The sequence below is a fragment of the Streptomyces caelestis genome, from assembly GCF_001279005.1.
Classification (GTDB): Bacteria; Actinomycetota; Actinomycetes; order Streptomycetales; family Streptomycetaceae; genus Streptomyces; species Streptomyces heliomycini.
This window is the reverse complement of record NZ_LGCN01000196.1, coordinates 270,214-283,081: the sequence shown is the minus strand read 5'-3', so window position 1 is coordinate 283,081 and position 12,868 is coordinate 270,214. Positions and strand designations below refer to the sequence as shown.

General features: G+C 67.0%; 9 protein-coding genes and 2 pseudogenes. All 11 read right to left on the bottom strand.

The window, feature by feature from the left end:
- Nucleotides 1-2,175: pseudogene (locus tag ADK41_RS19090) on the bottom strand (hypothetical protein); the annotation flags it as partial.
- A gap of 397 nt (nt 2,176-2,572) precedes the next feature.
- Entirely contained in the window at nt 2,573-2,956 is a 384-nt protein-coding gene (locus ADK41_RS40930; RefSeq protein ID WP_158717647.1) for an RICIN domain-containing protein, read from the bottom strand.
- A gap of 1,053 nt (nt 2,957-4,009) precedes the next feature.
- On the bottom strand, nt 4,010-4,369 hold the full coding sequence (locus tag ADK41_RS19080) for a hypothetical protein (protein WP_030822860.1): 360 nt from the start codon (nt 4,367-4,369) through the stop codon (nt 4,010-4,012).
- A complete protein-coding gene (locus ADK41_RS19075) occupies nt 4,362-4,811 on the bottom strand; it encodes a YbaB/EbfC family nucleoid-associated protein (RefSeq protein ID WP_030822857.1) in 450 nt (149 codons plus the stop codon). The genes ADK41_RS19080 and ADK41_RS19075 overlap by 8 nt, the downstream gene beginning before the upstream one ends.
- Nucleotides 4,812-4,870: 59 nt before the next feature.
- Complete coding sequence (locus tag ADK41_RS43945) at nt 4,871-7,651, bottom strand: AAWKG family protein (protein ID WP_030822854.1); 2,781 nt, start codon at nt 7,649-7,651, stop codon at nt 4,871-4,873.
- 46 nt (nt 7,652-7,697) lie between these two features.
- Nucleotides 7,698-8,168 carry a type VII secretion system-associated protein gene (locus ADK41_RS19065; RefSeq protein ID WP_030822851.1) on the bottom strand — a complete coding sequence of 157 codons (471 nt, stop codon included), beginning with the start codon at nt 8,166-8,168 and terminating at the stop codon, nt 7,698-7,700.
- A gap of 79 nt (nt 8,169-8,247) precedes the next feature.
- Nucleotides 8,248-8,559 (bottom strand): WXG100 family type VII secretion target, encoded by a 312-nt coding sequence (locus tag ADK41_RS19060; RefSeq protein WP_030822849.1) that lies wholly within the window; start codon nt 8,557-8,559, stop codon nt 8,248-8,250.
- Nucleotides 8,560-8,608: 49 nt separating this feature from the next.
- The gene (locus ADK41_RS42165; protein ID WP_030822846.1) at nt 8,609-8,950 is read right to left on the bottom strand and encodes a hypothetical protein; all 342 of its coding nucleotides are present in this window, start codon (nt 8,948-8,950) and stop codon (nt 8,609-8,611) included.
- 145 nt (nt 8,951-9,095) lie between these two features.
- Nucleotides 9,096-9,641 (bottom strand): annotated as a pseudogene (locus ADK41_RS39500) (transposase family protein); the annotation flags it as partial.
- Between the two features lie 150 nt (nt 9,642-9,791).
- Nucleotides 9,792-11,285: a type VII secretion protein EccB gene (gene eccB, locus ADK41_RS19050; protein ID WP_030822843.1), complete on the bottom strand. Its 1,494-nt coding sequence runs from the start codon at nt 11,283-11,285 to the stop codon at nt 9,792-9,794.
- A gap of 30 nt (nt 11,286-11,315) precedes the next feature.
- Nucleotides 11,316-12,716 carry a type VII secretion integral membrane protein EccD gene (gene eccD, locus ADK41_RS19045; RefSeq protein WP_030822840.1) on the bottom strand — a complete coding sequence of 467 codons (1,401 nt, stop codon included), beginning with the start codon at nt 12,714-12,716 and terminating at the stop codon, nt 11,316-11,318.
- Nucleotides 12,717-12,868: the final 152 nt, after the last annotated feature.

The following is a 12,868-nucleotide window of genomic DNA, read 5'->3' as shown; positions in this document are numbered from 1 at the left end:
CGACCCACCCGGCAGCACCCGACCAGGCAACCCGTCCCCGCCCACCTCCACCACGAACGCTTCCCCCGACCCCGGAACGAAACGATCCGTACGCACCTCACCCGAACCCAACAACCGACCCGGACCGGACGAACCCCCCGACAACACACCCGGACCCGCCGAAGGCACCGTCCCAGCCCCACCGGCCTGCGTCGAGGAGTTCTCAACCCGGCCATCACCCAGGGACAACACACCGTGGCCCGGCCGCCGCGCGGCATCGACAGCCTCCGGCATGGTCCGCTCATCGGTCCCGGCCTGCTGCACCACGTCGGCGGCGACCACATCGCCCGAGCCGTCAGCAGCCCCGGACCGGGCAGAAGGGTTCACCTGGCCAGACGGCCGGGCACCGGCCTGCTCACTACGCTCACCGATACGAGCACGCCCCGTGTCGCCGGCCGGCTCAGACACCGTGGACGGCCGACCGGCAGAAGACACCGGCTGGTTGGCGACCCGACCCGGATCGGCCACAGGGCCGGCAGCCTGAACGGCAGCGGTACTCGCTCCCATCGCCGCAGAACCAGCCCCGCCGGAAACCGCACCCGCCACAACCTGCACCGGCTCCGCGGGCTCCAGCCCCGCGGTCACCTCAGCGGCCGGGGCGCGCCCCTCACCCACCGCCGCCACCTCAGCAGGCCGCCCGGCGACGGCAGACACGCCCGTGCCACTCGAACCCACGGCAGGCAGCGCCTGTGCCGCGACCTCCGTGACACCCCCGGCCGCAGACCCTGTGCCTACCTCACCGGCCGGACGCGGCCGAGCCCCGCCCGACTCCGCACTTCCCGGGCTCCCGGCCGACGGCACCCCGGCCGACCTCACCGCACCCTGGTCCTGTACAACACCCGCATCCGAGACCCCGGCGTCCGCACCAGACACCGTGGGAGCCCGTCCAGACACCACCCCAGCACCAGCAACAGCAGCGCCCGTGACACCGGCAGCCCCGGCAGTACCAGCGACGCCGGCCGCCTCACTGCCCGTAGCGCCCGTGACACCCGTGCCGCCGACGGCTGCCTCACCGCCACCGCCCACCGCGCCCCCGCCACCGTCACCCTCGTCGGTACCGACCGTGTTCACCCCGGCGTTCTGCGCATCGGCAGGCCATGAAGGGACCTCGGAAGAGAAGCCCTTGTTGAACGCCAGATTGATCGCCAGACCAGTCTTCTCCGCACCCTTATTGAGCCCCTCGCCGACATTGCCACTGACGCCCGCACCCAGGAACGTGTCCCACGAGGTCGCCCAGTTGCCGTGGAACAACCCACTGCCCAGAATCTCCGCAAGCGCCTCCGAACCACCCGAGGCAAGGAAAACACTGGAAGCGTGGGGCTGCCGGGCGACACCGCTCCCCTGGTTCACATGACCAGTCCCCGGCTCGGCCCCCACCTTCACCGTCACATCATCCGCAACACTCTTGGCAAACGCACCACGCCTGACGTCATCACGGAACAGAGCCAAGAACTTCTCGTTGCCGCCAGCGATACGGCCGAAGAATCCACCGGCAAGACCACCGAACACCGCGTCCTGCCCGATCTGCCCCCAGTCGAATCCGTTGAAGCTCTGCTCACCTGACGTGAAAGCAATCATCCCCAGACGCACAGCGAACGACTGGAAAGCCTCCTCGAACGCCTCACTCAACACCGGCAGCAAATGTGTTTTGCTCAGCAATTGATGCAGAATCAGCAGCACCGCCACACGACTCCGCTGCTGCGCAACCACCGCCCTGCCCGCAGTAGCACCACCCGTGACAGCCGACAACCAAAGAAGGGTCTTCAGCTCGATCAGAAGCCGGATGACCTCAGCACTGATCTGCCACTTGCCTTCCATAATGTCGTACGAAGTCTTCACCCGGCCATCGGCAATATCGTCCAACTGCCCCGCGAACTGCCTCAGATACCCCGTACCACCCGTATCCACGAACATACCCATGGCACGCAGATAATCGTTCCCCACCTGCGGCGGCAACGCCCTCGCAGTACCCGAAACCGTACGCTCAATGACATCCGACAAACCACGGACATCATGAGCCAAACCCCTGAACGCCGCATGACTGTCACGAGCCAGGTCCTCATTCGCCTGCATCAACCGCTCGCCGATAAGAACGAACAGCATGTTGTTCACCAGCGGTGAGACCTGGATTGCCATGTCAGATTCAGTGCTTCCTACTCTTGTTTCCAGTGGAGTTGCCACCCGGCGACCGAAGGATCGCGGCCAGGCTCCCGGCCCGCGCGGACCGGATATTCCTCACGTTTTCACTGGTGCCATCGGCGATCGCGACGGCCGCCCGCAATCAGCCTCAGACCGCGCTCAACCTCCGCAGCATGCGCTGCACCGCAGCGCTGATCTCATGAACCCGCCGGACGCCGGCCTGGATCGTCGATGTCCACGCCCGCCGGCTCCGGCACCGCCACGCTCGACCGCACGAGAGGCTGGAAAGTCCCCCAGCCCCGCCTCAGCCCTGGCCGGCGTGTCCTGCGTCGCTTCGAGCTCGGCCACCGCATCGGCCGACTTCTCTCTGTCACGGGCGACGCAACGGGTAGCCTCAGCCGGCGCTCCACTTCTGGTTGTCCTGTCCGTTGCAATCCCACAGTTGCAACCGGCTGCCGTTGGCCACCTGTTGCTCCCTCACGTCAACGCACTTGTCAGCCTGCGGATTGACCAGGTCGTGCGAGGAGTTCAGCCGGAACTGCTGGGCGGGATGGCCACTGCATCTGGCCAGTTGAATCACGGCACCGTTGCCCGTCGCCCCCCAGGCGACATCCATGCACAGCCCCATGGAACGCACCGTCCCGTCGCCCATGAAACGCCACGTCTGCTGTGCCGCTCCGCTACAGCCCCAGATCTGCAACGGCGTACCGTCACCCCCACCGTCCGTGACATCGATGCACTGGCCCGAGTGGTGGCTGCGAATGGAAACACCGGGCACACCGGAGGACTCCCCGGAAGAGCCGGACTTACTCAGCCTGGAGGACTTCCCGGACTTCCCGGACTTCCCGGATGACCCGGACTTACCCGGGCTGGAGGACTCCCCGGACGACCCGGACTTACCCGGAGTCCGAGCCGCGCTGGGCCGCGGCAACGGCTTCGGATCCTTATCCGCCGACGCAGGGCCACTGCCCCCCACCTCACGGGCTACAGGTATCCCGGCAGCGCTCCCCCCTCCCGCCTGGGGCCCTTCGGCATGCCCTTGCCCAGCGGGACTCTTGCTCGGACTCGGCTTCTGAGAGGTGCTGTTCGCGGTCGGCGGCGCTGTTTCGATGGGGCCGGCCATGACGTTACCCGCGGGAGCCCCCAGCACCGTGCCGGGCGTCGCACCCGCAGGAGCCACGCCCTCCTCCTCACCGCCGCTGCTCACCAGGAACGGCACCGCCACCAGAAGAGATCCCACGATCGCAGCCCCGGCCAGCAGACTCTTGTGCGGCCGCCCAGGCGGGACGTCCGCGGCAGCCTTGTCCATGCCACCAGCCGTCTCACCTGACTCTTCCTCCACATCGACCGCTGCAGCAGGCTCCGCTCCCGCCTCACCGCCCTCCCCGGCGGTTGCCGCGACACCTGCCGCTTCCGACTCCCCGACGACCGGCGACGCCGGCTCCGGACCGGGAGTCCCCTGCTCGGCACTCCCTACGACGGGAAGCACAGTCGCAACGCCTCCGGCCGGGGAAGCCGGCAGCACCGCCGGTGAACCCGCAGCCTCCACCGTCCCCGTTGCCGTGTCTCCTTGCGCCGCTGCCGATTCCCCGGCCTGCGACGGAATGTTCTGGGTGCCCTGAGGCTGTGCTGTGGTCATCGTGTCATTCCTACGGTGCGACGGGATCATACGAACATTGCCCTGGATATGCGGCAGGGGCTCGACACCCGGCGGCACGGTCCGGGAATATCCCCCGGGGCGGGGCACCGGACTCCATGGACGGCCGCCCGCCTCCAAGGACGAACAAACAGATTGTTCACCAGCGGTGGGAATGTGATTGCCGTGCCGGAGTCAGTGCTTCCTGCCGTTGGTTCCAGTGGAGTTGCCGCCCGGCGACCGGAGGATGGCATCCAGGTTCCCGGCCTGCGTGGACCGGATGTTCTTCACGTTCTCGCTGGTGCCATCGGCGATGGCGACGATCGCTTCCGCTATCGCCCGCATGGTTTCCGCAGCCGTCACGTTCTCCCTCTGCGCATGCGGCTTGGTCGCTTTGGCGAAACTGTCGTCTTCGCCGGGCCAGCCCGCGGTCGGCTTCAGGCTTTTCTCGAAATTCCGCAGCATGCTCTGCGCCGCCGTGCTGATCTCGTGAACCTGCCGGATACCACCCTGGATCCGGGCCGTATCAGCGGTATAGGCGTTGGCATCAGACATCGTGATCGTCCTCCCCGTCCTCGTGGATCTCGTCACGCAGTCGGCCACTGCCCCTGCGACCGGCCGCCCGCTCCGGTGCCTCCAGGACCGCGGGACCGAAGATTTCGGCCCAGTCGATGTCCACTCCCGCCAGCTCCGGCACCGCCGTGCTCGGCTGGGTGAAAGGCTGGAACGTCTCCATCACATGTCGGGACATCTGCGTCCTGGCACGTTCCGCCGCGTCCAGGACACTCGCGGCAAGCTCCCCCGCCGCCATGCGCCGGTACTTGCCCTCCAGAAACCTCAGTGCTGTGAGCTCGCCCTGGTGACCGACGGTCACCTCCACCGCCCGGTCCTTGGACCGCACGGTGAACGACGCCTCCCTCAGCTCCGCCTCAGCCTTGGCCACCGCCTCCTGGGTCGCTTCGAGCTCGGCCATCGCATCGGCCAGCTTCTTCTCCATAGACGCCGGTTCAGTCACCGGATCCTCCTTCGCCCTGTTGTCCTGTCCCTTGGCCGACGTCACCGGCCGATGACCGCCGGAGCGCCACCTTCGTCCGCGCCCCAGACGTCCCCGTCCTCGGGCTCCCAACCGGACCGATCCCGGCCGCTCGTCTCCGTCCGCTGGGCACCCTGGGTGCCCTGGCCGCCCGCCGGGAGGTAGGACGACGACGTGGTGGTTCGTCCTCCTCTGGCGTAAGCCCTGTCCTCGCCGTCCTCGGCCGTATCAGCACGCGGCTTCGGCCTGCGCACGGCGGCGCCGTCGCCATCGGTCAAAACGTTGCGGACCCGTTCGCTGTTCGACGAGCCACCGCCCCCTCCGGCTCCGCCGGGTCCACCCATGCCGCCCATGCCCATCGGCATCATGGGCATGCCCGTGCCGCCGCTGCCACTGCCACCGCCGGCACCATCCGTTACACCGGCGAGGTCCGGATTCAGAGGAACGGCGCCGCTCGGCAACCCCGTCTCGGAGGCCCACTCGTTGGTCGGGGGCGCCCCCAACGCGCCTCCGGAATAGGGGGTGCTGTCGTCCTCCTCGTACGACAACGTGCCGTCGTCACCGCTCCGGCTGACCGCTGGGTTGAGCTGAGAAGTCGCGAAGTCGTCGGAGGTGAAGGAGGAATCGGTCGCGTCCGCCACGAATGCGGCGGCTGGAAGGGTCATGCTGCCCCTTCCCACGCCGGCATCACCATGGAGATCGGTGCTGGTCACCAAGTCGTTCAGACGAGTCAGATCCGGGCGCCGGGCCGAGATCTCGGCATGCGACGGCAGCGCCGTGCTGTCATCGGGCGTGGGGCCAGTGGCTACCGACGGATTCAGGAATTCAGTGATCACCGAGCCGTCGGGACGGGTCGTCACGGCCTCACCGGACGACGGATCAACCACCGTGCTGCTCCCGTCCGGGAACATGGTGGTCAGCTTCCCCTCAGGGTTCAGCGTCGTCGTACTGCCGTCCGGATTCTCGAGCACCACGCCCGGGTCAAGAGATGTGCTGCTTGTCTTCCCGTCCCGCGAGGTCATGGTCATGGTGCCGGTGGCCGGGTTGAAGACGCTCAGGCCACCGTCCGGGTGCATGGTGGCCAACGACCCGTCGGAGTTGAGGACGGTGGTGCTGCCGTCCGGGTTTCGGAGGCTGCTGTTCGTACCGGCCGGGGCAGAGTTCAGGCTGGAGGCCGAGCCGATTCCGAGCAGGGGATTCAGCGGCACGGTTGTCGGCAGCCCTGCCGAATCCACGGACCCCCCGCCGGTGCCGAAACCATTGAGCCCGCTGCCCGGGCCGTCCATGCCTTGGGGCAGTCCTCCGACGAGGCCGCCCGGATCGGCGTTGAGGCTCTGGAGGCTGCCGCCCTGCTCACTCCTGAAGTCGTTCGATCCCTTACTCAGGTCGGTGACGACTTTGCCCAGGCCCGCGAGGTTCTCCGTGAGGGCCCGGCTGGTCTGGTCGTTCGATCCCTTGCTCAAGTCGGTGACGACTTTGCCCAGGCCGGCGAGGCTCTCCGTGAGGGCCTGGCTGGTCTGGTCGAGCTTCTCCTGGTTGAGCTGAGTCTGTTCCTTCTGCCAGGCCTCCGTCAGCGAGGTGCGACTGGTGCTCTCCACCGGCTGAGTGAAGACTGCCGCAGCGTCGAGCCAGCGGTTGTTGAGACTGGCCAGGGCATCACGGGCATAGTATTCGAGCACTTCTTCAACACGCTTGTTCCACCGTTCCACCGCCGCCTCGGCGATCTTCCTGTAGGTGCTACGTTCCGCGAGGTCTCCGTATTTGGGGTGGACTTGGCTGAAGGCCTCGGTGGTGTGGTACGTAGTCGAAAGGCCCGAGCGGCCGCCGTGATACTCGGTCTTGCCCACCTGACTGATGTTGTTCTTCACCACCCAATTCCACACCTCGTTCAGCTCTTCCAGCACTGCCCGGTGTGGGTCGTTCTTGCCGTCGGCGGCCCATGCGTTCCATGCGTTCAGGAGCACGCGGGCTTGAAGCGCCAGGTTCCACTGAGCTCCCGCCAAGGCATCGCCGAAGCGGGAGTGGGGCCTGTAGCCATCGAGCGTGGTGTTGACGGCCTTGTAATCCTTGCCTCCGAACTGATCCACGTAGTCGGCATAGTTCGATCGCACCTGAACGATGAGGTTGTGGAAGACCTGGGCCGCCTTCCCCTTCCACGACGCTTGCTCGTCGCCCAGCGACTTCTCCCATCGCTCCAGCGTGTCGCTCTGGTTCTCAAAGAAACTCTTCACCCGGTCGAATGCCTGCGCCGTGCGCGTGAACGCCTTGAGATCGACAGCATGGACGTCCGCGACCGACAATCCGTTGTAGGCGAAATTCTTGGTGGTCCGGTCACCTGTTTGCAACGCCTCGAGCGCCGCTCTGCCTCCGAAGATGTAGCGTGCCGGCGGCGCGCTGTCCCACTGCGCATCCTTCTCGACGACGCTCGTGAACTCGCCGCCCGTCCTCCTGCTCTCGGGCCCCGTGTACAGCACCGCCCTGCCGTTCTCATCGGTGAGCACCCCGATGAACACGATCCGGGCCCGCTGCATCTCCACGCTGTCGCGACCCTTCGCCGTGTAGAAGACCAGGTCGTAATCCTCTCCCTTATGGGTCATCCACCCACTGATCGCCGCATAGTCCTCGGGCATGACCGGTCTCATGCTCATGTCCTTGAAGCCCATACGGAAAAGGGGAATGTCGCCTTCGCTCTTGAGTTTGTCGAAGAGCGTGCTCCTCTTCGGCATCATGTAGCCGGTGAGGAGAGACACGGCCCTCCCCCAGTAGTCATCGGGGTCGGCCTCAAAGGAAGGCTCGGCAGCCACAGCAGCACGCTCCTGGGGTAGGAAGAGGAGGGAGGGAGGACGGCAACTACGCCGTCCTGGAGGTGGAGTTGCCCGAAGCAGGTGTGCCACTCAGATCGTTGTCGACATCGGAGAAGAGGTCGAGCATCTTCTCCGCACTGATCGCGGTGAGACTCTGGTCCTGATTCTTCTGCAAGACCTTGATCGTCTCCTCCAGGTTTCTGGCGATGTGCTTGAACAGGTTTTGCTCAGCCGTCAGGACATCGACGATCCCCTTGGTGGCATCCGCTATCCGACTGACGAGGGTATTTCCCTTCACCAGCCCACCTTCAGCCGCCATGAGCCCGATGGTCAGATAGGGATTTTCCTGAAGGTGATTCCCCTCGGGGGTGTGGTACCCCTCTACGAGACTCTTCAGGGCCCGGGCGCCTCCGGGTACGTCCTTTTCGGTGCCTTCAAGGTCCTTGTTGAAGTCAGCCACTTCGGTGTCGATGAAGGTCTGCAGGTGCGAGGCGTCCAATTGCGTCAGATCGGTCATATCTTTTCTCCTGATGGTTGTTCGCCGTCCGGCCCGGCGGCCGGACGGCGAACAGCTTCGGACCGAAGAGTTCAGCGACTCAGCGGCCGATGGTGACCTGGGACCAGAGGCCGGCCAGTTGGTTCTCGCTCTGCTTGTAGCTGGATCCGATCTCCGCCAGCAGGCCGGCGTGCGAGGTGAGCAGGCGCTGCATCCCCAGGACCGCCCCGTCCCACTCCCGCTGCCTGTTCTGGTACTCCGTGGCGTCGAGGCCGATCCACGTGTTCTTGAGTGGCTGGAGCTCCGTCTCCAGGCGTTCCACGATTCCGGCGATGAGCTTGGTCTGCTGGGCCATGGAGTCGCCGACATCGTTCAGGTGCGTGTAATCGACGTAGATGTAGCCGTCGTCCATCACAAATCTCTTCTCAGTCGTAGGTGTGGCGGGGGGCCGAGGAATCGGGTCAGGCGTTCTTGAGGGCGTCGAAGACCGCCTGGGACGTGGCAGAGCCCTGGGCGATGGAGTCCATCGCAGCGGCCTGTGTCCTTGCCTGCGTCTGCCGGCTGCCGCCGAGTTTGTCGATCATGTCCTCGACGTTCCTCTGGACGATCGCGCACTTCTCGTCCCACAGCCTCAGCAACTCGCCGTACGCCGCGCCGTCGCCGCCCTTGTACTTGCTCCTGAGGACCTCCTTCAAGGTCTCCACGTGCCGTCGGGACTTCACGATTTCGTTGCGAGCCTGATTGAGGGACTCGATGCCGTTCTGAGTCAGTCGTGCGTCCGACTGCTGCATGTTGCCTGTCATAGTCCCGTCCCTTGGTGGTTGAGGGCGTACTTGTGGGCCGGGAAGGAGAGTAGGGCTGCTCACCTTGAGAGCGGTTTCGGTTGAGGTTTATCTGAGGAACTTTTCTCAGTGAACCGTTCCACCCTGAGTATGTGCAGGTCAGCAGGGTGTGGACGGCTTGGACGATGCGGTGGGCGCGAGCCGCGGTCAGGTCATGGGTGCGTCCCGGGGCTGCGCGCGAGAACCGGAGCGGGGTGCCGTCCGGACGGGCGATGAGCTGCACGTTCATGCCGTGTCTGCGGTGCTTCATCGAGTGGTACGGCTCGTTTGCAGCGGTGCGGTCGATCGGGATCGGCGTGCCGTCCACGATGACGAAGTCGCCCTCACTCAGGCCGGTCAGGGCCTCGTGCGGGCCGGGTGCCCACGAGGCGGGAACGTCCAGGTCCTCGTCGGCATAGCGTCAGGCAGTTGTCTCTGAGGCACCGAAACCGGCGCCGGACTGGGCGAATGTCTCGTTCTTCCGGAGAGGGGCCAGGGCGGGCAAGGCCTGTGGGAAGCGGCCCGGCTTCCGCCACGGCGAGTTCAGTTCACGCCTTCGGGCGTAGATGAGCCAGGAGCCATGCTCGACCAGCTCGTGAGGAACGTCGAGCATGGCTCGATACGGAACCAGCGGGGCCCCTCCGGTCGCCGGTGTGCTGAGTGGAATCACCACGCCGACGACGAGGGGCCCTGCCTCGTCACCCCCCACTGACCAGCTCATTTCACCCCTGCGGCACAGGATGAAGGAGGTTCAGTGATCGAACAGCCGGGGCATGCGTCCCTCTGTTCGCACAGCTCGATCGTCGGCGGGCTGCTCTATGGCCTAGCCCGTGACGTCTTCGCAGGAAGTCCGGGTGCTGGGGGCGGTACGACCCTGTGCGGCGGCGCCCGGGGCCAGGTCCGGTCCGGACTTCAGCATGGAGAGCAGCGGGGAGGGCAGCGCCACCACATCGCCGCTCGCGTATCCCAGCGCCTCGAGTGCGGCCTGGGACGGCACCCGGTACTTCACGCCGTTGTCGGCCACGAGGTACGTCGTGTCGCCCACCGGTGTGCCACCTGCGCCCAGCACCCTCACCAGGGCACCGTGGCCGGGCCGGACGACGACGTCGTCAACCGGCAGGCACGCCGGTGCGAACTCTCCGGGGGCCGTCTGGGTGACCGGGGCCAGGAAACTCAGCGGCACCAGCGCCATGGTGATACGTGTGAGGCCGTCGACCGACTCACCCCGGGCGCAGGCGGACATTCCCTCCGGCACGGAGACCGCGCGGGGCGGGGATTCGGGCAGCCCCTTGGAGACCGGTGGCGTGTCGGCGGTGCCGGGCGCCAGGTGCTCCCTGAGAATGTCGGCGCTCAGTGGCGCGGCCGTGGGAGAGGCTCCCCCGTAGGCGTTCTCGCGGGTGGCCGGATCACCGAGGGCGAGGGCCGCCTCCGTGGCCGTCAGGGGCACCAGGCCTTCCTTCCGCAGTAGGTAGTACTGCTGCTCGGCCGAACCGGGCAGTTCGGCCAGGTACACCCGTCCCACCGTGCTGCTGCGGCCGGCAAAGGACGGCCCGGCGACGCCCCGGCCGGGTACGTCGGGTGAGGTCAGGTCCGGGCCGGCGGCCAGGGCGTCGAGGAAGGCGGCGGACACCTGCCGCGGTGTCACGGAACCGTATCCCAGGGAGACGGCGGCGCCGGAGGCCCTGTCCAGTTCGAGGCGGCTTCCCCTCCAGACCAGGTAGGTCGCCTTGTCCGGGCCGGTCACCAGGAGTCCCTGGTCACCGGAGACCCCCTTGTTCTCCAGGGGGGCGCCCACGACGAGCGTCGTGACCGCGGTCGGTGTCGTGTCCGTGCCGTCCGCGGTGCCGGACATGTTGATGGTGGAGCAGACATGCCAGGCGCCGTTGTCCAGGTCGTCCGCCGCTGGAACGGATTCAGGGGCGCCGGGGATGCCCACCGGGGCCCCGACCGGGGTTCCCCGCAGCGATGGCGTGCGCACGTCGGTGGTCTTCAGGTCGGCGCCGCCGATGAGTCTGGCCGATGCGTAGTTGCGTACCGGCCTGAGGCGGCCGTCGATGTACAGGTAGCGGGCTCCGGTGTCCTTGTTGACGATCAGACTGTTCCCGGTCTGCCAGGAGTCGTTCCCGCCCGGCACGATCAGCCCGTAGACGAAAGCGCCCGCGGAGATCAGCGCCGCGACGAGCAGGCCGATGAACACACCACGGGTGGTACGTCCCGTCGGACTCTCGGGAGCATCGGGGTCGGCGAGCAGCATGCCCGCGGTGAGTCTGCCCATGGCGAACGTGTGGGCCTGTACCTGGTCACGCTTGGACTGCATCGGTTCGTATCCCTCCCGGTCCTTGCCTGTTCAGCCGTTCATCGCCCGGAGGGCACCGAAGACGCCCAGCACCCAGAGCGTCAGCGGCAGCAGGCTGATGGCCAGGAGCGACTGCAGCAGTTCGGCCGCGCGGCCCCAGTGCGGCGCCATGCGCCTGCCGGGCACGGTCCATGAGGCGACGGCCAGCACTGCGGCCAGTGCCAGCAGCCCTATGACCAGGGCCGGCCGGTCGGCCGGAGCAAGGCTTGCCGCGCTGCCGACGGCCAGCAGGACGGCTCCCCACATGCCCGGCACCACCAGGGCCAGGCGCTGCCATACGTTGACCATGCCTCGTCCGTGCAGCAGCAGGAGCAGTGAGAGTGCCGCCGCGGTCAGCGTCTCGGCCAGGCCGGGCGCGTGGGCCAGAGCGACCAGGGTGCCGGCGCAGATGACCCCGGTGGCCGTGTACAGGGCGGTCATCCAGTCGCTGGCCAGTTCGGTCCTGACGGCGACGTCACGGCCACTGTAGGGCTCGATGTCCTCCTGCAACTGCCGGGCGCTGTTGGGCAGAGCGGGCATCCGCATGCCGGCGAGTTTGAAGGACAGCACCGGTACGAAGCTGCCGAAAACGACGACCGCTGCGGCCACCCCCGCGCCAGCACTGTCCACGGGCAGATGGAAGACGCTCATCAGCGCCCCGGCGGCCGCGGAGAGGATCGCGATCAGCGCTGTGGCGATGAAGAAAGGCGTGTACACGGCCGCCGCCGCGACCGCCAGCACGGCTGCTCCGGCAGCCGCCACACCTGCGGCCATCAACCGGGCGCCGAGCACGTGGTGCGCCTGGGGGCCCGCTATCTCTCCTCCGGGCAGCAGCCAGCCCGCCAACGCCAGGCACGGCGCCGCCAGGATTCCCAGCGTCGCACCGGCTGCCGCATCGCCCACTGCCCGGCTCGCCGAGGCCGCACCCGCGAGGAGCAGCAGCCCGGCGACGACGGTGGTCGCGACGCGCAGGGCGAGCGAGCCCGACGGCCAGGCCAGTATTCCCAGGGACGTCAACACACAGACGACCACCGCACAGCGCAGCACACGGCGGCTGCCTTGAGGGTTCCAGCCGTGCAGCCGTTCCCCTGTGACCCCGGCGATCCCGTCGACGAGGTCGTCGAGGCGCACCTCCGGCAGGGCATCGGCTTGGGGACGAAGGTACATTACCTCCCCGTCCTTGAGGTCCAGCGTCTCGAGAGTCGCCTCCTCGTCGAGAGGGGCTCCGCCCAGACGTTGCAGGACCCAGCCGCCGTGTTCCAGGCCGTTTTCCTCCAGGTCACCGTCCGCGTAACTCAGTACGGTCGGCAGAAGGTCGGCAACCGGCACATCGGCGGGTACAGCCAGGTCTATCGTCTTGGCAGGGGCACGAACGGTGATGTGGCACAGGCCGGCCACAGAGCTCTCAGTCATTGGTGGGGGGCCACGCTTCCCGGGGTTCATCCGCTGGGCTTGGTTCTGAACGCCTGCAGAGTACTGAGACCTTGGGCCGCTCATGGCCCGCTACGCGACTTCCCGTTGATGACCCCGTCCAGGAGCCGTGCGCTCGTTAAGGAGTCAGTAGT

Bases quoted from the DNA above. Each gene is read 5' to 3' on its own strand.
- ADK41_RS19080 (WP_030822860.1), bottom strand. From the start codon at position 4,369: ATGTCTGATGCCAACGCCTATACCGCTGATACGGCCCGGATCCAGGGT.
- ADK41_RS19075 (WP_030822857.1), bottom strand. From the start codon at position 4,811: ATGGAGAAGAAGCTGGCCGATGCGATGGCCGAGCTCGAAGCGACCCAG.
- ADK41_RS19065 (WP_030822851.1), bottom strand. From the start codon at position 8,168: ATGACCGATCTGACGCAATTGGACGCCTCGCACCTGCAGACCTTCATC.
- ADK41_RS19060 (WP_030822849.1), bottom strand. From the start codon at position 8,559: ATGGACGACGGCTACATCTACGTCGATTACACGCACCTGAACGATGTC.
- ADK41_RS42165 (WP_030822846.1), bottom strand. From the start codon at position 8,950: ATGACAGGCAACATGCAGCAGTCGGACGCACGACTGACTCAGAACGGC.
- eccB (WP_030822843.1), bottom strand. From the start codon at position 11,285: ATGCAGTCCAAGCGTGACCAGGTACAGGCCCACACGTTCGCCATGGGC.
- eccD (WP_030822840.1), bottom strand. From the start codon at position 12,716: ATGACTGAGAGCTCTGTGGCCGGCCTGTGCCACATCACCGTTCGTGCC.